At 37.1% G+C, this 21,590-nt stretch carries 18 protein-coding genes and 1 tRNA gene; 9 read left to right on the top strand and 10 right to left on the bottom strand.

Features of this window, described 5'->3' with window-relative positions; translation table 11 throughout:
- Nucleotides 1-31 precede the first annotated feature (31 nt).
- A complete protein-coding gene (locus C0975_RS09355; RefSeq protein WP_101776123.1) occupies nt 32-541 on the bottom strand; it encodes a peptidylprolyl isomerase in 510 nt (169 codons plus the stop codon).
- Nucleotides 542-689: 148 nt separating this feature from the next.
- Here C0975_RS09355 and cysS point away from each other — a divergent pair, with 148 nt between their 5' ends.
- Complete coding sequence (cysS, locus tag C0975_RS09350; RefSeq protein WP_101776122.1) at nt 690-2,069, top strand: cysteine--tRNA ligase; 1,380 nt, start codon at nt 690-692, stop codon at nt 2,067-2,069.
- Between the two features lie 81 nt (nt 2,070-2,150).
- Here cysS and C0975_RS09345 read toward each other — a convergent pair whose 3' ends face one another.
- From C0975_RS09345 to dauA, 3 genes are all read right to left on the bottom strand, one after another.
- Nucleotides 2,151-2,798 carry a tellurite resistance TerB family protein gene (locus C0975_RS09345; RefSeq protein WP_101776121.1) on the bottom strand — a complete coding sequence of 216 codons (648 nt, stop codon included), beginning with the start codon at nt 2,796-2,798 and terminating at the stop codon, nt 2,151-2,153.
- Between the two features lie 122 nt (nt 2,799-2,920).
- Entirely contained in the window at nt 2,921-3,559 is a 639-nt protein-coding gene (locus C0975_RS09340; RefSeq protein WP_101776120.1) for a bifunctional 4-hydroxy-2-oxoglutarate aldolase/2-dehydro-3-deoxy-phosphogluconate aldolase, read from the bottom strand.
- Between the two features lie 12 nt (nt 3,560-3,571).
- Nucleotides 3,572-5,317, bottom strand: coding sequence for a C4-dicarboxylic acid transporter DauA (dauA, locus tag C0975_RS09335; RefSeq protein WP_101776119.1), 1,746 nt, complete (start codon nt 5,315-5,317; stop codon nt 3,572-3,574).
- Between the two features lie 135 nt (nt 5,318-5,452).
- On the opposite strand from dauA, the gene C0975_RS09330 reads away from it, so the two are divergent.
- A tRNA-Ser gene (locus C0975_RS09330) sits at nt 5,453-5,542 on the top strand.
- A gap of 44 nt (nt 5,543-5,586) precedes the next feature.
- Here C0975_RS09330 and C0975_RS09325 read toward each other — a convergent pair.
- From C0975_RS09325 to udk, 4 genes are read right to left on the bottom strand one after another with little or no spacing between them, the layout of a single operon-like run.
- Nucleotides 5,587-6,768, bottom strand: coding sequence for a sugar transporter (locus C0975_RS09325; RefSeq protein WP_101776118.1), 1,182 nt, complete (start codon nt 6,766-6,768; stop codon nt 5,587-5,589).
- A gap of 3 nt (nt 6,769-6,771) precedes the next feature.
- Entirely contained in the window at nt 6,772-7,983 is a 1,212-nt protein-coding gene (locus tag C0975_RS09320) for a hypothetical protein (RefSeq protein ID WP_101776117.1), read from the bottom strand.
- Between the two features lies 1 nt (nt 7,984).
- The gene (gene dcd, locus C0975_RS09315; protein WP_101776116.1) at nt 7,985-8,569 is read right to left on the bottom strand and encodes a dCTP deaminase; all 585 of its coding nucleotides are present in this window, start codon (nt 8,567-8,569) and stop codon (nt 7,985-7,987) included.
- A gap of 18 nt (nt 8,570-8,587) precedes the next feature.
- Nucleotides 8,588-9,238, bottom strand: coding sequence for a uridine kinase (udk, locus tag C0975_RS09310; protein WP_101776115.1), 651 nt, complete (start codon nt 9,236-9,238; stop codon nt 8,588-8,590).
- 255 nt (nt 9,239-9,493) lie between these two features.
- Here udk and C0975_RS09305 point away from each other — a divergent pair, with 255 nt between their 5' ends.
- From C0975_RS09305 to fbpC, 5 genes are all read left to right on the top strand, one after another.
- Nucleotides 9,494-10,531: an ABC transporter substrate-binding protein gene (locus tag C0975_RS09305; protein WP_101776114.1), complete on the top strand. Its 1,038-nt coding sequence runs from the start codon at nt 9,494-9,496 to the stop codon at nt 10,529-10,531.
- Nucleotides 10,532-10,553: 22 nt separating this feature from the next.
- Nucleotides 10,554-11,576 (top strand): ABC transporter substrate-binding protein, encoded by a 1,023-nt coding sequence (locus tag C0975_RS09300; protein WP_101776112.1) that lies wholly within the window; start codon nt 10,554-10,556, stop codon nt 11,574-11,576.
- 9 nt (nt 11,577-11,585) lie between these two features.
- Nucleotides 11,586-12,620 carry an ABC transporter substrate-binding protein gene (locus C0975_RS09295; protein WP_101776108.1) on the top strand — a complete coding sequence of 345 codons (1,035 nt, stop codon included), beginning with the start codon at nt 11,586-11,588 and terminating at the stop codon, nt 12,618-12,620.
- Between the two features lie 159 nt (nt 12,621-12,779).
- Nucleotides 12,780-14,837 carry an ABC transporter permease gene (locus C0975_RS09290; protein WP_101776106.1) on the top strand — a complete coding sequence of 686 codons (2,058 nt, stop codon included), beginning with the start codon at nt 12,780-12,782 and terminating at the stop codon, nt 14,835-14,837.
- 17 nt (nt 14,838-14,854) lie between these two features.
- Nucleotides 14,855-15,904: a ferric ABC transporter ATP-binding protein gene (gene fbpC / locus C0975_RS09285; RefSeq protein WP_101776105.1), complete on the top strand. Its 1,050-nt coding sequence runs from the start codon at nt 14,855-14,857 to the stop codon at nt 15,902-15,904.
- Between the two features lie 326 nt (nt 15,905-16,230).
- Here the strand turns inward: fbpC and rsmC are convergent, their stop codons facing one another.
- Entirely contained in the window at nt 16,231-17,217 is a 987-nt protein-coding gene (gene rsmC, locus C0975_RS09280) for a 16S rRNA (guanine(1207)-N(2))-methyltransferase RsmC (RefSeq protein WP_101776104.1), read from the bottom strand.
- 75 nt (nt 17,218-17,292) lie between these two features.
- On the opposite strand from rsmC, the gene C0975_RS09275 reads away from it, so the two are divergent.
- Both C0975_RS09275 and rimI read left to right on the top strand, forming a co-directional pair.
- A complete protein-coding gene (locus C0975_RS09275; RefSeq protein WP_101776103.1) occupies nt 17,293-17,703 on the top strand; it encodes a DNA polymerase III subunit psi in 411 nt (136 codons plus the stop codon).
- Nucleotides 17,676-18,143, top strand: coding sequence for a ribosomal protein S18-alanine N-acetyltransferase (rimI, locus tag C0975_RS09270; protein WP_101776101.1), 468 nt, complete (start codon nt 17,676-17,678; stop codon nt 18,141-18,143). The genes C0975_RS09275 and rimI overlap by 28 nt, the downstream gene beginning before the upstream one ends.
- Before the next feature lie 65 nt (nt 18,144-18,208).
- Here rimI and recC read toward each other — a convergent pair whose 3' ends face one another.
- Nucleotides 18,209-21,589: an exodeoxyribonuclease V subunit gamma gene (gene recC / locus C0975_RS09265; RefSeq protein ID WP_101776100.1), complete on the bottom strand. Its 3,381-nt coding sequence runs from the start codon at nt 21,587-21,589 to the stop codon at nt 18,209-18,211.
- Between the last annotated feature and the right edge of the window lies 1 nt (nt 21,590).

Genomic DNA, 21,590 nt, shown 5'->3' with positions numbered 1-21,590 from the left:
AAAAAATTCCCCTCAATTGAGGGGAAATCCATTATTCAACAGTCACAGAAGTAATCACGACATCGTCTTTTGGCACATCTTGGTGGAAACCTTTATTACCTGTTTGCACAGCTTTAATTTTATCCACGACATCCATCCCTTCTACTACTTCACCAAACACAGCATAGCCCCATTCTTGCACGACTTTTTTACCAAATAATTCTTTCGCACGGTGATCTAAGAACGTATTATCTGCTACATTGATAAAAAATTGTGCTGTTGCTGAATGTGGATCAGAAGTACGAGCCATTGCAATGCTACCACGTTTATTACTTAATCCATTATTTGCTTCATTTTGGATTGGCGCATTGGTATTTTTCTCACGCATACCCGCTTCCATACCACCACCTTGAATCATAAATCCATCAATAACACGGTGGAAAATTGTGTTATTATAAAAACCACTTTGACAGTAATGTAAAAAATTCTCTGCCGTGATTGGGGCTTTTTCGTGATTTAATTCAATTTTAATATCGCCAAAATTTGTATGTAATGTGACCATTGCCATTATCCTCTGAAATTTCAAAGCGTTTATTATTCCATAAAAGCCCAAGAAATGCTATAAAGTGGCAATTCTAGAACACATACGCGCCGACTTAAAGTGCGGTCTGTTTTAACTAAATTTTGAAGAACAATAAGAGAGCAAACAAATGCTAAAAATTTTTAATACGTTAACGCGAGAGAAAGAAATTTTTAAACCTATTCAGGCGGGTAAAGTGGGTATGTACGTCTGTGGTGTCACTGTTTATGACTTATGTCATATTGGACATGGTCGAACTTTTGTTTGCTTTGATGTCATTGCGCGTTATTTGCGTTATTTAGGCTATCACTTAACTTATGTGCGTAATATCACTGATGTAGATGACAAAATTATTAAACGTGCATTAGAAAATAAAGAAAGCTGCGATCAACTAGTTGATCGTATGGTGTTGGAAATGTACAAAGATTTTGATGCACTTAATGTCCTACGCCCTGATATTGAACCCCGCGCGACACATCATATTGCAGAGATTATTGCGATTGTACAAAAATTAATTGAGCGTGGACACGCTTATGTAGCAGATAATGGTGATGTGATGTTTGATGTAGAAAGTTTCAGCCAATATGGTAAATTATCTCGTCAAAATCTTGAGCAATTGCAAGCTGGTGCCCGTGTTGAAATTGTAGAAATTAAGAAAAACCCGATGGATTTCGTGTTATGGAAAATGTCAAAACCAGAAGAGCCTCACTGGCAATCGCCTTGGGGAGCAGGTCGTCCGGGTTGGCATATTGAATGTTCTGCGATGAATTACAAAGAGTTAGGCGAACATTTTGATATCCATGGTGGTGGCTCTGATCTCATGTTCCCGCATCATGAAAATGAAATTGCACAATCTTGCTGTGCGCATAGTAATGATTATGTCAACTACTGGATTCACTCTGGCATGATCATGGTTGATAAAGAAAAAATGTCAAAATCGCTTGGCAACTTCTTCACTATTCGTGATGTATTGAGTCATTATAATGCAGAAAGTGTACGTTATTTCTTATTAACGGCACATTATCGTAGCCAACTAAATTACAGCGAAGAAAACCTTAATCTTGCGCAAGGCGCATTAGAGCGCTTATATACCGCACTCCGTGATACAAATCAAAGTGCGCTTCCTGATGGCGGTGAACATTTTGTTCAAGCATTTAAAGAAGCAATGGATGATGATTTCAATACGCCAAATGCAATCTCAGTATTATTTGAAATGGCACGCGAAGTTAATAAATTGAAAGCAGAAAACATGACACAAGCTCATGGTTTAGCCGCTCAAATGCGTGAATTAGCAGCTATATTAGGTCTGTTATATCAAGATCCTGAAGCTTTTTTACAAGCAGGTTCAAATGATGATGAAGTTGCAATGATTGAAGCACTAATCAAACAACGTAATGAAGCGCGAGCAGCAAAAGATTGGGCAAGCGCAGATGCTGCACGAAATAAACTGACTGAAATGGGAATTTTATTAGAAGATGGTGTAAATGGCACAACATGGCGTAAACAATAATAAGATAAGATCCTTTTTCTGACAGTAAAAACAATAATGGCAAGGATTTTGACCTTGCCATTATTTTTTAGCTATCTTGCTTTAAAAACCAGCTTGTTTTTCTAACTGTTCAACTAACGCATCATCTAAATTTAAAGCCGCAGCGAGTTGTGATAAGAACACAATTTCTTTACGTGTTAACTCTTGGCAAACCATGCGCGCAGCAAGATAAACTTGGGTAGCAAGTGCAGTATCATTGCCCACAATTCTCGCAATTTCAGCAACAGTAATTGGATGAGCAATTTCTTGCTCTAACCATTGCTGTAACTCAGGATCATCGCCGCCCTCTTCTGCAATAATTGCTCTTTCTTTTTCATCAATTTCACCATCTGATACTGCTGCAGCAATCATTGTGCGTAAAATAATTGCTCCAGTATCTTCTGCTTGCTGAGTAGCTTCAAATGCTGCTTCAGATAAATTTTCGGCTGCTTGCGTTTCTGTAGCTGGTTGATTTTTTTGATAGTTTTGATAAGCCTGATAAGCAATGCTACCTAATGCAGCTAATGAACCTAATTTGGTTAATTTCGCGCCACCACTGCGTCCTAATACCATTGATAAAATACCAGCCAATGCAGCAGCACCACCGAGTTTCGTAATTTTTTCTGCAGTATCCTGACTTGGTTTATTAATTTGCCCTGCTGATTTCGTTACAGTACTTAATACTTCATTTAAAATACGATTAAAGTTCATGTTAGCTTTCCTTAGTAAAGTGATCAATAAGATATTAATTAGACAATTTTAATCATAATAAATTCAGCACACACTAAAAACTAAAAAATTGCCAAAATAGACCGCACTTTTTAAGCAAACACTTAGCTAATGAGATCAACGACCTCACGCGTTAACCGTCTAATTTCACTCCAGTTTTTAGCTTTAATTAAAGCACTTTCCACAAACCAAGAGCCACCACAAGCCATAACATTCGGAATAGCTAAATAATCCTGCAAATTATCTAAGTTAATACCACCTGTTGGCATAATCTGTAACATACTATAAGGCCCTAATAAGGCTTTAATCATATTCACACCACCAGAAGCTTGTGCAGGAAAGAACTTCACTGCACGAATTCCCATCTCTAATGCTGCTTCAATCGCCATAGGATTGTTCACTCCAGGAATAATTGGTAGGTCTAAATCTTGGCAAAGCTGCACAATTTTAGGGTTAAAACCAGGCGTAACGATACAATCAGCTCCTGTATTTTTGGCTTGCACAACTTGTTCTGCTGTCAACACTGTACCTGCTGCAATCAATATATCAGGTTGTTTCTCTCTTAATAGCGCAATCGCTTGACTTGCTACAGCGGAACGAAAAGTAATTTCAGCAACAGGCAATCCATTGTTTACTAAAGTATCTGCTAAAGGAACAATATCTTCAGCCTGCTCTAAAGCAATAACTGGCACAATTCGTAATTGACGTAATTTTTCTAGTAATTGTGCATTGGTATAACGTATATTATCTCCTTACTACAACGTATTTTGTTGTTCAAAGACGCGAATTTTAGTAAATGCATCAGTTAAATCGGAAGCAAAGTTAATTTTTTGAATTTCAGTCACCGTATTAGATTTCACAATCATACGTAATGGCTGGAATTGCATGTTACACATATAAAGCTGTTGATGTGGCAACATATGCTGTACAAATCGAGTTAAGGCATGAATTCCTCCGCTGTCTAAAACAGTGACTGCATCACATTGCAATACAATATGGCGAATTTCATGATCAGTATGTACCGTTTTATCATGTAAATCAGCAAATAAATTATCTGCCGCAGCAAAAAAGAGCGGTCCGCTAATACGATAAACTAATACATCTGTTAAATCTTCTGGATGAGCTATTTCTATCGACTTCGTCATTTCTGCAATAGTACGGATAAATAATAAGCTCGCTAATAATACCCCCACTGTAATCGCAATCACCATATCGAAAATCACTGTGAGGATTAAACAAGTTAGTAACACTGCGATTTCATTACGCCCAGAACGACGAATTAATTGGATAATTTGTGGTACGTTTGCCATGTTCCATGCTACAACTAATAATAACGCAGCCATCGAAGACAAAGGGAGATAAGACAATGCTTTAGCAAAAAAGAGTAAAGCAAATAATACCAATAACGCATGCACAATACTTGCAATTGGTGATACAGCACCCGCTTTCACATTGGCAACAGAACGTGCAATAGCCGCTGTGGCAGTAATTCCACCTAAAAAAGGAGCAGCAATATTGCCCAGTCCTTGTGCCAATAACTCATCATTGGAATGGTGCTTAGTATCTGTCATGTTATCTAAAATGACAGCACATAATAACGACTCAATCGCGCCTAACACAGCCATTGAAAAAGCAGCGGGTAATAATGCTTGTATCGTATCTAAATTCCAGTCAATCAGCTTACCTTGAGCATTTGGAATCGACCAAGGCAAAATAAATTCAGGCAGTACATTCGGAATCCCTAGCCCAGTCGAACCATCAGACAAACTATATTGGAAAGCAGAGCCAATAGTTGCAACATCATAATCAAAAGAAATAAAGATTAAAGATAAAAAAGTCGCCAGAATTACTGCTGGTAAATGACCCGGAATGGGTAAACGAAGCTTATACCACTGGGTTAATACACATAATGTCACCACACCAACCGCTGCATCTGCCCAACTGATTGTAGGTAAAGCTGCCACAATAGTTTGTATTTTTTCAATATAATGCGTCGGCATTTCATCAATCGTTAAGCCAAGAAAATCTTTAATTTGCAAAGTGGCAATGACAATCCCAATACCACAAGTAAAGCCTAAGGTTACGGGTAATGGGATATATTCAATTAAACGCCCTAATCGAAATAATGCCATCAACACTAAAATGACACCAGATAACAACGTTGCCATTAATAAACCAGCAAGACCGAATTGCTGAGTCACAGGATATAAAATAACAACAAATGCTGCCGTTGGACCCGAAACATTAAAACGTGAGCCACCAGTTAATGCAATAATCATACCAGCCACGATGGCAGTATATAAGCCATGTTGTGGAGGAACACCACTGGCAATCGCTAACGCCATAGATAATGGAATTGCAATCACGCCGACGGTTAATCCTGCAATAATATCTCTAACTAAGGATTGACGGGTATAACCCACACGAAAACTCTCTTTTAACGCACTAAAAGGCTTGACTGCCAAAAAGACATTTTTGCTGAGAAACCATTTCTTCAACATATCACACTAAGACCTGAAAATAAGAAAAGAAGGTCGTTTATTTTATCGCAAATCGCTAGCAACTTTCATGCTCTAACGCAAAAAATACTTGACTAAATTGCGTTAAATTTTTATAGTGCACAGCCTATTCAAAATGGTGAGATGTCCGAGTGGTTGAAGGAGCACGCCTGGAAAGCGTGTATGTGCGAAAGTGCATCGAGGGTTCGAATCCCTCTCTCACCGCCATTTCGAATGAAAACTTTTCCAAAATCGACCGCACTTAAAGCGATTTAGCGTGGTGCTAAATGATCATAACGGTACTGAATACGAACAAAAAGTAACAAGCTAATAATTGCTAAACTTGCGGCAACAAAACCAATATGTGGTAAGCCTAGATGTAACATCACTTGATTACCAAGTAAAGCACCACTACCAATACCTATATTATAAATACCAGAGTAAATTGCCATGGCTACATCAGTCGCGTCAGGTGCTAAATGTAGAACACGAATTTGCAAACCTAAACCTATTCCAGAAATGCCAATTCCCCATAGGAATATCAGTAAAAACATTGTCCATTCATAGTAACTTGATAACAATAGCAACAATAATGTCGTACTGAGAATGCCCATAGAAATGACAATAAAACGAATAGGTCCAGCATTATAGTAACGATTGAACAACAAACTTGCAGTAATACCAGATAAACCAAAAACAAACAGCATCATTGTAGTCATTTTGTTATTCATATTGCCAACATTTAACATAAATGGCTCAATATAACTGTAAGCTGTAAAATGCGCAGTAATAACTAGCACTGTTAATAGATACAATCCCACTAACAATGGACGTTTAAATAAACTGGGAATACTACTTAATGAACCCGCATTTCTACTTGGTAAGTGAGGAAGTAAGAGATAAAACAAAATTAAAATTATTGTTGCAATTAAAGCAATGATGCCAAATGTTGCACGCCAACCAAATAACTGCCCAATCACTCTTCCTAATGGTAACCCTAGAATCATGGCGAGTGAACAGCCAATTGCAATTAAACCGATCGCCTGTGCTTTTTTATCTTTCGGAGCAACTCGAATTGCTAACGAGGCAGTAATTGCCCAAAATACTGAATGTGCTATTGCGACACCCGCTCTCGCGAGTACTAATACCCAAAAATTCCATGCAATTACTGATAAAATATGGCTGACAATAAATAAGATAAGTAGTTTAATTAATAAGCTTTTTCGTTCTAACTTTGCCGTTAATAGCATAAAAGGCAAAGACATCAATGACACAACCCAAGCATAAACGGTTATCATTAAACCAGTTTGAGAAACAGGGATAGCAAAGCTTTGTGCAATGTCAGATAGCAACGCAACAGGAATAAATTCAGTTGTATTAAAAATGAATCCAGCAAATGCTAGACTAAGTACACGAGCAAATTGGCGGCGACGCGCGACTTGAAATGGCAACATAAATTACCTAAATTTTTCTTTAAGTAGATCTTTCAATTGATTACGTAAATGCTTATTAAATTCTACTTTATATTGTGGTGAATAACAGTGGTCAAAAAAACGAATTGGCAGTTTAAACTGCTGATATTGCGGATCAGTTAAACCTAAATTTAATACAATTTCACATTGCATATTGGCTAAATTCACATCCCCTTTTCCTGTAATCGTCAGCTTATCGCTGATAAACGCTAATTGCTTTAATAATAACTGTCTTGTGTCCCAACTAAAATGTGAATGTAAATTCTGAAAAGAAGTGGTCAATGTTTTCTCTTGTAAGCTCTGCTCATCATAATTAATAGGTAAATATTTAGCGACTAAAGTAAATAAATTAATCCCTTTAAACTGTCCCTGTGGAATATGTATTTCTGCATTGCCATGCTGCACTTTATTGTTACGCAATATTATTTCACCAGAAGCATGCATATCACCGGTAAATAATTGAGGTAGACTAAACACATTTTGCCATGCTACTAACGCAATATTTTTCCCCGTGAATATTATTTGCTGATTTTCTTGAATCGTTTTTACACTTAAATCAATTTGTAATTCGGGTCGATTATCTAAATAACTGACTTGGGCAGAAAGCAATGTACTGTCTTTATCTCTCAAAAGAGTCGCATTAACAAAAGTAAAGTTTTCTCCATTAATGTTGCAATAATCTAATACAGCTTTGGATTCTGTTTCCGACAATTGCTGAATCATGCCTTTTTGTACTGATACTTGCAGCTGTTTTGTATTCAATAAAATTGGACTATCGAATGCCACATGTAGCTCAAGATTAGCAAAACTTATCTGCTGAGACTCAATAAAAAACTCACCACTCATTTGACCATTCACATTTTTCAAATCAGGCGCAGTTTGCCCCGAATACCAAAATTGTGCCTGCTGAAAAGTAAATTGTTTGTGACCTTTTTGAGGATTAAATAATGTGGCTATATCAAGCTGTAAATTCACTTTCTCAGCAAAAACAGACCGCACTTTGTGGTCATGCCACTTAACATCGGTTAATTCAAGATAAGGCTGGGGAAAAAGATTAAGAGATAATTGCGTAAAGGTGATCTGATGGTCATTTAAAAATTGGGCTAACTCTGTCTTCGCACGGTTAATTTGCCAATACAGCGCCACAAAAATCGCCACGATTAATGTCATACTACCAATGGCGATTTTCTTCCACATTTTATTTATCCTCATCAATGCGGCTGGCTACTGCGCTTTGCTGATTTTTATATTTTGCATTTTTACGGCTGCTATAAGGACGAGCTGCTGTGCCACTTAAGATTTCAAAACTTAAAGCCCCGATAACCATATTTGGGCGCAATGCTAACGGTAATTTGCCCGAATTAAAAAACTCTAACACGATTTTACCTTCCCAACCTGGATCAATACGGTGTGCAGTCACATGCACCATTAATCCTAAGCGCGCTAATGAAGAACGACCATCTAACCAACCAATAATATTAGCAGGAAGCTTCACTGACTCTAACGTTGTAGCAAGCGCTAATTCACCAGGATGTAAAAAAAATGCTTCACCATCAGCAATAATAATTTCTTCACTCATTACTGATTCAAGTTGAGCAGAAACTTCTTCTTTCGGACCACTCAAATCAATATAAGGTGCAGAATGTTCACGAAAAACACGAAAAGAATTACCTAAACGAACATCAATGGTTGCACCATTAATTTTCTCATTACTCGGACGTGGCTCAAGCGCAATAATGCCATCATCTAAATAACGTTCAATATCAGTATCACATAATCTCATTATAGGCTCCTTTTCAAATTAACGTTTTCCTAAAAGCTGTCGAATTTGGGCTTTTAGTATATTAATCGCAATCCGATTTTTCCCCCCACGCGGTATAACAATATCCGCATATTGTTTAGATGGCTCAATAAATTGTAAAAACATTGGGCGTACGGTTTTACGATATTGTTCTACAACAGATTCTAAACTTCTGCCACGTTCTTTCATATCACGCTGTAAACGGCGAATAAAACAAATATCCAATGGTGTATCGACAAAAACAGAAACACTCACTTCATCACGTACTTTTTCATCGGTCAGTAACAAAATACCTTCTAATATAATGACTTTTTTAGGTTGGAAATGGATAATTTTATCAGTTCGAGTATGTTCAACATAACTATAAACGGGAATATCAACGGGCTGGCCAGATTTGAGGGTTTTAAGATGTTCAATTAATAAGCTTCGATCCATTGAGTTGGGGTGATCATAATTAGTTTTAATGCGTTCTTCCATATCTAAATGGCTTTGATCTTTGTAATATGAATCTTCTGAAATGATCCCGATTTCTTCACAGCCTAACTCATCACAAAGCTCTCGATGAACAGTGGAGGCGATTAAGCTTTTTCCAGAGGCCGAAGCTCCAGCAATTGCAATAATGATACAAGATGATGTTGATGAGTTTAACATAATAATTAACCTAAAAGAGCCGTTGATTTGATCGACAAATTATAAAGAAAAAAATCGCATTTTAATAGCAGCAATTCAGTCGCCACATTAAGAAAGTAGAGATTTTATTCATTCACTCCAATTTAAAATAAATAATCTCTATTTTGTGATAACTCTCACGGTATTCCATATTAGTTTAGGGTAGGATAAAACATTAATATTATATAAAAGTCATTATGAAAAATCATTCCTTCCTAAATTAAAGAGGTACTCGATATGAAATTCAAAGCACTTTCTCTTGCTATTTCAACCGCACTTTTAAGCGCAGGATTAATGTCATCACCAGCATTAGCCAAAGGACGCTTAGTCGTTTACTGTAGTGCGACTAATGAAATGTGTGAAGCAGAAATCAAAGCCTTCGGTGAAAAACATGATGTCAAAACCTCATTTATCCGTAATGGTTCTGGTAGTACGTTTGCGAAAATTGAAGCCGAAAAAAATAACCCACAAGCAGACGTATGGTATGGTGGTACTTTTGACCCACAATCTCAAGCTGGCGAACTAGGTCTACTCCATGCTTATCGCTCACCAAATGTCGATCAAATTGTACCGCGTTTCCAAGATCCAGCAAAAATCAAAGGTAACTATACATCGGCTATTTACATGGGTATTCTAGGCTTCGGTGTCAATACTGAACGTTTAAAAAAATTAGGTATTAATGAGGTACCAAAATGTTGGAAAGACTTAACTGATCCACGTTTGAAAAACGAAATTCAAATTGCAGATCCACAAAGTTCTGGTACAGCCTATACCGCAATAGCAACCTTTGTCCAACTCTGGGGCGAAGACGCAGCATTTGATTACTTTAAACAACTACATCCAAATATTTCCCAATATACAAAATCAGGCATCACGCCATCAAATAATACGGCACGTGGCGAAACCACGATCGGTATTGGATTCTTACATGACTATGCACTACAAAAACAACAAGGTGCGCCTATTGAAATGATCGTACCTTGTGAAGGCACAGGGTATGAACTTGGTGGTGTCAGTATCTTAAAAGGTTCTCGCAACTTAGAAAATGCCAAACTCTTCGTAGATTGGGTATTATCAAAAGAAGGTCAAGAGCTTGCGTGGCAAAAGGGAAATAGTTTACAAATCTTAACCAATACAACGGCACAACAATCACCAACTGCGTTTGATCCAACCACATTAAATCTGATCAATTATGATTTTGAAAAATATGGTGCAGCTGATGAGCGTAAGCGTTTGATCAGTAAATGGGTTGAAAATATTAAACTATCAAAATAATTAAGCTTAAAGAGGGCGACTTATGAAAGCAACTCACATTGCCCTATCAAGTATATTACTGGCGGGGTTCACTGCCAGTAATATGGCGATAGCAGAAGGCAGACTCGTTGTTTATTGTAGTGCACAAAATATTGTTTGTGAAAAAGCAGTACAAGGCTTTGCACAAAAATATGACGTAAAAACCTCTTTTATTCGCAATAGTTCAGGTAGTACACTTGCTAAAATAGAGGCTGAAAAAAATAATCCACAAGCAGATGTATGGTATGGCGGTCCTTTTGATACACATCTTCAAGCCGCAGAATTAGGATTATTAACGCCATATAAATCACCAAAACTTGCTGAAGTCATGCCACAATTTCAAACACTAGGAGATGGAAATAGCTCAATTGTTTATATGGGAGTATTAGGTTTTGGAGTAAATACCGAACGCTTGAAAAAACTCGGTATTAATAATGTCCCTAAATGTTGGAAAGATTTACTTGATCCTCGTTTGAAAAATGAAATTCAAATTGCCGATCCACAAAGTTCAGGTACCGCTTATACTGCCATAGCCACATTTGTACAGCTTTGGGGGGAAGAGGCTGCCTTTGATTATTTAAAAGAAATTGATCAATATATCTCTCAATATCCTAAAGCAGGTACGGCACCATCGCGAAATACTGCGCGCGGTGAAACTACTGTTGGAATTGGTTTCTTACAAAACTACTCTTTTGAAAAAGAAAACGGTGCACCAATAGAAATTGTTGTACCTTGTGAAGGAACCGGTTATGAACTTGGTGGAATTAGTGTCATTAAAAATGCGCGTAACTTGGAAAATGCAAAACGCTTTGCTGATTGGGTGATGTCCAAAGAAGCACAAGAACTTTCGTGGAAAGAAGCGCAATCACATCATGTACCAACAAATGTTAACGCTGAACCATCACCTTATGCATTAAAACCTAAAGATTTGAACTTAATTAATTATGACTTCGATAAATTTGGTTCAAACGAAATGCGAGGTCGCCTCATTAATAAATGGGTCGATAAAATCAAATTGAATAAATAGGAGAAAAGCATGAGAATCTTCAAAACCTCAGCAATATCGACCGCACTTTTATTAAGTGGTGCCTTAGTTTCATTCAATACTTTGGCAGAAGGGCGCTTAACTGTTTATTGCAGTGCACAAAATACGATGTGTGAACAAGAAGTTGAAGCTTTTGGTAAAAAATATGATGTTAAAGTTAGCCATATCCGCGCGGGAACAGGCAGTATTTTAGCACGAATTGATGCCGAAAAAGCTAATCCGCAAGGTGATGTCTGGTATGGTGGTACACTTGATCCACATTCGCAAGCTGGTGAAATGGGATTGTTAAGTCCATATAAATCACCTAACTTACAATATATTCCTGACGAATTAAAAGATCCTGCCAAAATGAAGGGCAACTATACTTCCGCCATTTATTTAGGAGTACTTGGTTTTGGTGTAAATACCGAGCGTTTAGCTAAACTGGGTATTCCTGTGCCTAAATGTTGGAAAGATTTAACCGATCCTCGTTTGAAAAATGAAATTCAAGCAGCCGATCCACAAAGTTCAGGAACCGCCTATACGGCACTTGCAACATTTATTCAACTTTGGGGCGAAGAAAAAGCTTTTGATTATCTGAAAGCCTTACACAAAAATGTATCGCAATATACTAAATCAGGTAATACTGCTACTCGCAATACAGCACGCGGTGAGGCTTCGATTGGGATTGGTTTCTTACATGAACATTCTATTGAAAAGGAAAAAGGTGCGCCTGTAGAATTAATCGTGCCATGTGAAGGAACTGGTTACGAAATCGGTGGAGTAAGTATCATCAAAGGAGCAAGAAATCCTGACAATGCGAAATTATTCGTCGACTGGGCATTATCCAAAGAAGCTCAAGAGTTGTCTTGGCAAAAAGGCGAAACCCATCAAACTCTCACTAACACTGAAGCAAAACAATCACCTTATTCTCTCGACTTCAAGTCTATTAATTTAATTGATTATGATTTTGATAAATATGGTGCAGTAGAAGAGCGTAAACGCTTAATAAAAAAATGGGTGGATGATGTCAAATTAGCAAAATAATAAGAAATGATTATTTTGCTTTTTTAATAGCATATAACTGCTTTCCCCAAAGAGTATAACTATAATATTAGTTAATAAAAAATGACTTAATAATTTCGTCATTCAATAGGGCGAAATCACCTATTGAATGATGTCTTACTGCTTAATTAGAGGTTTTTTATGGAGCAGAAAAAAATATTTTCTTTTAACTCCCCTATGCTTTGGATGCTTTTAGCATTACTTGGCTTTACCTTATTGCCATCAAAAGCATTAGATTATGGTCTATGGGATTCTACATCTGATGAATTATTAGAAGCGATGGGTTGGTATAATTTAAACCTAAGCTGGGCTTGGTTTTTACCGATGCTAGTATTTCCATTACTCAGCTTTTTATTACCGCGTTCTGATACTCAACGTGCTAAACTTGAGTTAGGGCTTATCAGTGCACTTTTCCTCTTTGTCTTTGTTTCTGCGACAATAGCAAAATTTAGCCTTGGCTATTCAGTTATCATTTTGATGATCGCATTATTAGCATTAGCAACAAATGCGCTTGCGCGATTAAAAGTCATGCAAGGTGACAAATTTGTAATTGCGTCACTTATCGCTATTGTCATGACGATTTTCTTTTTTATCGTCTATCCGACTTTTGCTATCTTGCTTTCCATGTTTTTTGATAATGGACAGTTTGCGCCGCAGCAAGTGGTTGATATCATACAACAACCTTATGTGTTACGAGTCGTCGGAAACTCTTTAGCGGTATCCTCAGTTGTTGGTGTGCTTTCTACAATTTTTGGTCTAGCTTTTGCACTTTATACAACACGTATCGCTAAACGTACGGCATTCATTGGTAAAATATTCTCAATTTTACCTATCGTCACACCACCATTCGTAGTAGGTCTTGGGGTGACATTGATGCTTGGTCGCTCTGGTTATGTCACTGCTTTCTTAGTTGAATATTTAGGTTTTAGCAGTAACTGGCTTTATGGGTTTACTGGGATTGTGATCGCTCATACTTTGGCGTTGACACCAATGTCCTTCATGATTCTTGAGGGCGCATTGAAATCTATTCATCCTTCAATCGAAGAAGCGGCTTATACATTGCGCTCAAATCGTTATCAAGCGTTCTTCCATATCATTTTCCCATTATTGAAGCCCGCATTAGCCAACTCTTTCTTAGTGGTTGTCATCCAATCTCTAGCTGATTTCAGTACACCATTTGTTCTTGGCGGTAGCTTTGATGTCATTGCGACACAGATTTATTTTTATATCGCAGGCTCACAATTAGATTACGCTTCAGCAAGTACATTAGGTACGATCCTATTAATGTTCTCGCTTGCTATCTTTGTGATTCAATATCTTTGGATAGGTAAACGTTCTTATGTCACAGTTTCAGGCAAATCCTATCGTGGTGATGTGCAAGAACTACCGAATGGTTTAAAAGCCTTAATTGTATTCTTCCTTGGTTTCTGGACTTTATTTAACGTCGTACTTTATGGCAGTATTTTCTACGGTAGCTTCACCGTAAACTGGGGGGTAGATTACACATTAACCTTGAAAAATTACCAAATTCTCTTTGGACAAGGATTCAGCGATGGTGCTTGGCCATCATTAATCCAAACCGTTATTTTTGCGGCGAGTGCAGCACCTGTCACTGCACTATTTGGTTTATTGATTGCTTATATTACAGTACGTCGTGAGTTTAAGGGTAAAAAGACTCTTGAGTTCTTAACTCTGCTTTGTTTTGCTGTTCCAGGCACAGTGGCAGGGGTTTCCTATATTATTGCCTTTAATAGCGCGCCAATTTACCTCACAGGTACAGCCATGATTATTGTACTTTCAATGGTCATGCGTAATATGCCTGTTGGTATGCGTGCTGCCATTGCGGGTTTAGGACAATTAGATAAGTCACTGGATGAAGCGTCGCTCTCATTAAAAGGAAGCTCTTTTAAGACCATTTGGTATATCGTATTTCCATTACTAAAACCTGCGTTATTATCCGCTTTAGTCACGAGCTTTGTCCGTTCCATGACAACAGTCAGCGCCATTATATTCTTAGTCACAGCTGACACACGCGTTGCTACATCTTATATTTTGAACCGAGTAGAAGATGGCGAATACGGCATTGCGATTGCTTACGGTTCAATCCTTATCGTTGTCATGATGGCAATTATCTTATTCTTTGACTGGATCGTGGGCGATACTCGTATTTCACGTTCCAAAGCGAAAAAAATGAATTAATGTATAGGTAGTAAACTATGAGTAATAATGATTTCTTAGTATTAAAAAACATCACTAAAGCTTTCGGTAAAGCAGTCGTTATTGATGACTTAAATTTAAACATTAAACGCGGCACGATGGTCACCTTATTAGGGCCATCTGGTTGCGGTAAAACAACAGTGCTACGATTAGTCGCAGGATTAGAAAGCCCAACATCAGGACAAATTTTTATTGATGGTGAAGATGTCACTAAATCATCAATTCAAAATCGTGATATTTGTATTGTTTTCCAGTCTTACGCCTTATTCCCACACATGTCAATTGGTGATAACGTCGGCTATGGTTTAAAAATGCAAGGTGTAAACAAAGAAGAGCGTACACAGCGTGTTAAAGAAGCACTCGAGCTCGTTGATCTCGCTGGCTTTGAAGATCGCTATGTTGATCAAATATCCGGTGGTCAACAGCAACGTGTTGCACTTGCTCGTGCATTAGTTCTCAAACCGAAAGTGCTTCTTTTTGATGAACCATTAAGTAATCTTGATGCGAATCTACGTCGTTCAATGCGTGAAAAAATCCGTGAATTGCAGCAACGTTTAGGTATCACTTCGCTTTATGTGACTCATGATCAAACTGAAGCATTTGCTGTATCTGATGAAGTTATCGTCATGCATAAAGGCAAAATTATGCAAAAAGCCCCAGCAAAAGAATTATATTTGCGTCCAAATTCGCTGTTCTTAGCTAATTTTATGGGAGAATCAAGTATTTTCAATGGTTCAGTGCAACAAGATCAAATCACTGTTCATGGTTATCAATTCACTCTAGCGACAGCACCACAATTTGGCTTACCTGATGGTCCTTGTCTTGTTGGTGTCCGTCCAGAAGCTATCACGCTTAAACAAACAGGCGAAGAAGCACAGCGTTGTACCATTAAAAGTGCAGTCTATATGGGCAATCATTGGGAAATCGTTGCTAATTGGGGAGGGCAAGACTTGCTAATTAATACGAACCCAGAACAATTTAATCCTGAATTAACAGAAGCTTATGTTCATTTAGCAGAACATGGTGTCTTTTTGTTAAAGCAAGAATAGTAAAATAAAAAAGTGCGGTAAAAAAAGCAACAATTCTACCGCACTTTTCATTCTTGCAAGCTAGCATAGTGAGAGTATCACTGTAGCTACGTAGTTCACCTTTGCCCCTCTTTTATAGATGATACAGAGTCAAAATTATTATCACAAAGAAGCCAACCATATAAAAAAGATCTGAGAAAATCACATTGCATTATTGTTATGTGATCAGCTTTCACACTCTTTTCCTTTATAACTTAGCATTTATGCAAAATGCCAAAAAATTATCGGCTATAATAAATTTAAAATAATGTATGACTCCAATAATCTGTTATTGGACTTTTAGCTCGCTACAGCATAACAGAATATACCTTAAACTTATTTGTTTTCGCTAACACTTGATGAGAACCAAAATGTTGATCTAATAAATCAGGGTAAGGAAGAAATACATTTGCTACAATACGTAGCTCACCGCCTTGCTTCAAATGCCATTTTGCTTGGCTAATCAATTCATTTACTGCACGATAAGTAGTGTCGATTCCCTCATGGAAAGGTGGATTTGAAATAATCAAATCAAATTTACCTGTAATATGAGAAAATACATCACTTGCAATCACATCGCCTTCAAGCTGATTTTCCGCTAAAGTACGCTTAGCTGAGGCAAGAGCCATTGCATGTATATCTGTCATCGTGATTTGTACTTTAGGGTTATGCTGCTTGATATAAGCACCAATGACACCAGCCCCACACCCCATATCCAATACATTACCACGAATTGATTGTTCAAGAGTAGATAGTAATAAATCTGTCCCTACATCAAGTTCATTTGCGCTAAAAACACCAGGTAAGCTATAAATAGTCAATCCTTTTAACTTCGTGTGCTGATACGTTTTCCAATACTTGTCAAAAAGAAAATCCACTGGCTTCTTTAAACAAAAATGATATAACCCGCAGCGGCGAGCAGAATCAATTTTGGCAATTTCACCATAAGGTTCAAGCATTTTCTCTACCGAACGAATGCCACAACGATTTTCACCAATAACGAGCATTTCTTGTCCAATAGGTGCATTTGCCAACAATTGCATCAATTGAAACTGCACTTCTTGTTTATTTTTAGTCCAGTAGAAAATCACTAAATCAGCTTGTGTGTCTGATTCTAGGCAAAAATCCACCGCATCTTGTATTTTGGCATAGTCAAAATACCAACTCCATATTTTCACTGATTTAGCATTGATTTGTTGTGGAAAATTATCATTAATACCACCAGCAAAAAATACTGATTTATTATCAAAAAATGTAAGGTGACGTTGTAGAACTTGGCTCTCAAGAGAAATCACGCTGTTAATCCTATGGGTTATTAGTTAAAATTGAACGCATTATAAAGGAAAAACTAATAGCAATGAAGAAATAGCATGACCAGACGAGAGCTTCTGTTACAAGAAATGGGGATAACCCAATGGCAACTACAACATCCCGAGCGCTTAAAGGGCGTTGTAAATATTAACGTGGGTGAAAATATTCGTTTAATTGTCATTACAGAAGCCAATTTGAAACAAGATAATATGCTATTAAAAGATGTACTACGCAGTTTAGAACTTAATGAAAACAACTGTTTATTCATTAGCTTTGAACAAGCACAACATCTAAAAGCAACGCATAATGTCACTTACTGGCTATTGAGTGATAATGCTGAAAAAATTGACCGCACTTTACCCTACTGCCACTCTGCTAGCGCTATTTGGCAGTCACCAACTTGGCTTAAATTTAAACAAAGTCATCAAGCTAAGCGCCATCTATGGCAACAAATCCAAGTGAGAGTCTAATGCAAATTTCCCCTATCATTGAATCTGATTTTGATCGCCTTTTTGCCATTGAACAAGCCGCACATGTAATACCTTGGTCACTTGGTACGCTAAAAAATAACCAAGGTGAGTGTTATCTTAACTTAAAGTTGACCAGCCATACACAAATTGTCGCGTTCGTGATTTGCCAAACAATATTAGACGAGGCAACGTTGTTTAACATTGCGGTTGATCCACTGTTTCAAGGACAAGGTTTTGGCAAAAAACTACTGAATGAGCTTACCAATCAATTAAAAGCAAAACAGATTTCAACACTGTGGTTAGAAGTTCGAGAATCAAATCTAACTGCCAAAGCTCTATATGATCAATTTGGTTTTAATGAAGTAGATCTTCGTAAAAATTATTATCCAACACCCGATGGTAAACGTGAAAATGCCATTTTGATGGCGTTATATCTGTAGATAGATCATAGACGCATAAAAAATTTGCCACAATATTCTGGTCATTGTGGCAAATATGATGGCGACTACACGACATGTTCAAACATAAGCTGAAACCAATCTTGAGTGCGTTGGTTAATTTCTTTTAAAAAAGAATCACTAAATTGTTGCTGTGTCAGCACTCGCTGCCAGTAGACATCCCCTTGAACATAATCATCACCTGCACCAATTTTACACAACATAGTTAAAACTTTCTCAAAATCGACCGCACTTCCATCACTAATCAGCTTTAAATAACTTTTAAGATTAACTGTTGGCACAAGTTGTAGCTGTTGATGACTTTGGATATAACTCTCTACATAAATCTGTAATTGATTCAATGCAAGCGCTTTTACATTCAGAGAAGCATTTGCTGTTAAAGGCTTAAATGATTTCTGCTCATCTTTACTATAACAAATAGGGGGAATAACTGTTTTATCTTCTGCCACTACAGACTGCACAAGATAGTAAATCCATGCCTCAATTAAATGCTTATCTTTGATATGACCTACACGCCAAGTCACACGACGATTATCATATAACCTATCAATATTGCCCACTAAACGAACATCACCTTGCTTAGTTGGCAAAACAATATCTAACTCTAAGATCTGTTGTTCTTGCGATAAATAAGTCGCTACTGTGGTCTTTAAAGACTGAATATCTTCTTGTAGTTGGCGTTCATAAATTTGTGCAAATTCACCACGTGGTAAAATACCTTTAACTTTCAACTGGATAAAAAAAGCCTTTATTTGTTCATTGGAATAATCAAGTAACTCCTCATTAATATGGTATTTAGTTAAATTATCTAAAGTAAAATTTTCACTCTCTGCAATGCCTTCTTCTTGTCTAACAAAATACACACCTAAATGGCGCTTGAAGAAAAATTCCACTGGATTTTGTACAAAAGTAATCAAATCAGATAAGTTGATTTCGAATCCCTCATCCATTGTCTCTTGAGAAATGGGTTGTATAAAATTCTCATAAGATTCATTTTTCTGCGACATGGCTAAAGGCAACCACTGCTTTGCAAAAGAATGATAAGGCGCTTTAAAGTTATCAGGACTAAAAACCGTCATTGGGTGTTGTCGGATTAAAACCGACTTCCAATCTATCTCATTATTTTGAGGTAATTTATCCACTAAATAATCGAGCAATTGATTCACTAAAACGGAAGGTTGTTTTTCTTGGTTATCAATAATTGAACGACCAACAAAACTCACATAAAAATAATCTTGAGCAGATAACAATGCCTCAAGAAATAAATAACAATCATCGTCACGGCGAAAACGATCACCTTTACGGCGATCATATTGCATTAAATCAAAGCTATTTGGCGTTTGCTGACGAGGATATTCACCATCATTCATTCCTAACAAACAGACTACTTTGAAAGGAATTGAGCGCATAGGTAACAAAGTACAAAAGTTCACTTTACCAGCTAAAAAGCGCAGAGTATTAGGATCGTCTTCTAACGCTGCACTGAGTACTTCTGCAATAACATCAATATTTAGCGTTTGTTCAAAATCTGTTTTTTGTACTTCCTCAACAATTTGCTCAATCATCTGCTGAATATAAAGCAAAGTCGGTATACTATTTTCATTCGCTTCAAAAAAATCAGCTAAAAGTCTAGTCAAACTTTGCTGCCATTGCACAATAGATTGCATCGTTTGGATGCAATTATTCCATTGCGATAAAGCAGTTATAAACGCTGCTAAACGTCCAGCTAGCCCGCCTTGTAAACCATAGCTACTATCAAACCCCAGACTATCTTGCCAAATACCATTTTCCTCGCGCATAGCATAGCCTAATAACATTCGCTCTAAGCCAGCTTGCCATGCATTATAATTTTTCTGATGCTTTTCACCGCACTTTGCTAAACCAAAACGAATACCTGAGTTTGCAACCCAGTGACGAAGTCTGGCTAAATCAGCAAGTTCAATACGGAATTTGGCACGAATGGCTGGTACATCGAGTAAAGCTAGTACCTCTTCAGCACTGAATTGGCTCTCCTTAATGGTTAATAAATGAATAAAAGTCGCGATTAATACGTCATTCTCTGACAATTTATTATCAGAAATCGAAAATGGAATTGTGGCATGACTCTCTTTATGCTGTTGACCAAATACTGCCTGAATATAAGGAAGATATTTATCAATATCTGCGACCATTACAACAATATCTTTAGGTGTTAACTCCAAATCTTGCTGAAATAAATGAAGTAGATAATCTTGTAATACTTCGACTTCACGCATTGCACTGTGACAAGAATGAAAGGTTAAAGTGCGGTCATTTGGTGAGAAATTTAGTCCAGTATGACCATCTAAATTAAGAATACGTGCTTGGACCTGCGATAATAAAGTAGGTGCAGCTAATTCAGTATATGCTTCAATACTGCGTACATTATCATTCTGCTCTAATTCAGTTAATAAATATAAAAAATCACGCCCTAATTTTCCCCAACTTGAAAGTAATGGATGTCCTTCCAATAATTGTTCATTTTCATAGCTAAGCTCAAATACAGGTTTTGCATGTTGAGTTAACACAGGCTTAGCCTGCTGAGAATAATAAGATATACGTCGTAATTGAGTTAAATTTTGCATAAAACGGGCATCAACTAAATCGCCCCAATATTCTCGGCAGCCATGAGTAAAGAATAAATGTACTTCACAGTGCTGGCTCATTGCATATAAAGTATCTAAATAGCCTTTAGGTAAAGCAGAAATACCAAAAACAAAAATACGTGCAGGTACATTTACAGGTTGATGTTGCTGTAAAAATTGTAAAAATTGACTTTGCAAATTGGCACGATGGAGAGGTAAATTAATTTCATCCTGAGCTTGAATATCGGCAATTAAAGCTCGCCATAAAATAGCCTGCCAAGTAATATCCTGTTTAAGCTGTTGGAAAAATTTGTCATCTTTAGAAACAGAAAGTGACTTAAATTGCTTAATCACTGCCTTATCATTCCCATTTTCCCAATTTAAGATCCATTCAGGACGATAAACTAAATATTGGTCAAATAAATCGGCAATCTTATGCGCTAATTGATACAATTTTTGTTGTTCAGTTTGTACAGAAGAAGATAAATAATGACGTAATGACTCAAATTCAGATTGAACTAAATAAGTTGGAATCAGACGCATTAAACGCCATGTCATTGCAGTTTTGTTAAATGGTGTTTGACCCTCTACATGAGGCAAATTATCCGCATATTGTTGCCAAATAAAGCTAGCCGGCATTGGAAACTTAATATTACTTGCAATCCCTTTTTGCTCTGCAATTTTCCACTGTAACCACTGTGCCATACCAGGGCTTTGAACTAAAATAATCTCCGACTGAAAAGGATCCTCTAATCTCTCTTCCATTAAACTCAATAGAATATTTTTTTGTACATCAAGATCATTGGAGTAATAAATATTAAACACG

The sequence above is a fragment of the Pasteurella oralis genome (assembly GCF_002850605.1).
GTDB lineage: Bacteria > Pseudomonadota > Gammaproteobacteria > Enterobacterales > Pasteurellaceae > Pasteurella > Pasteurella oralis.
This window is presented reverse-complemented; position numbering and strand designations above follow the sequence as displayed.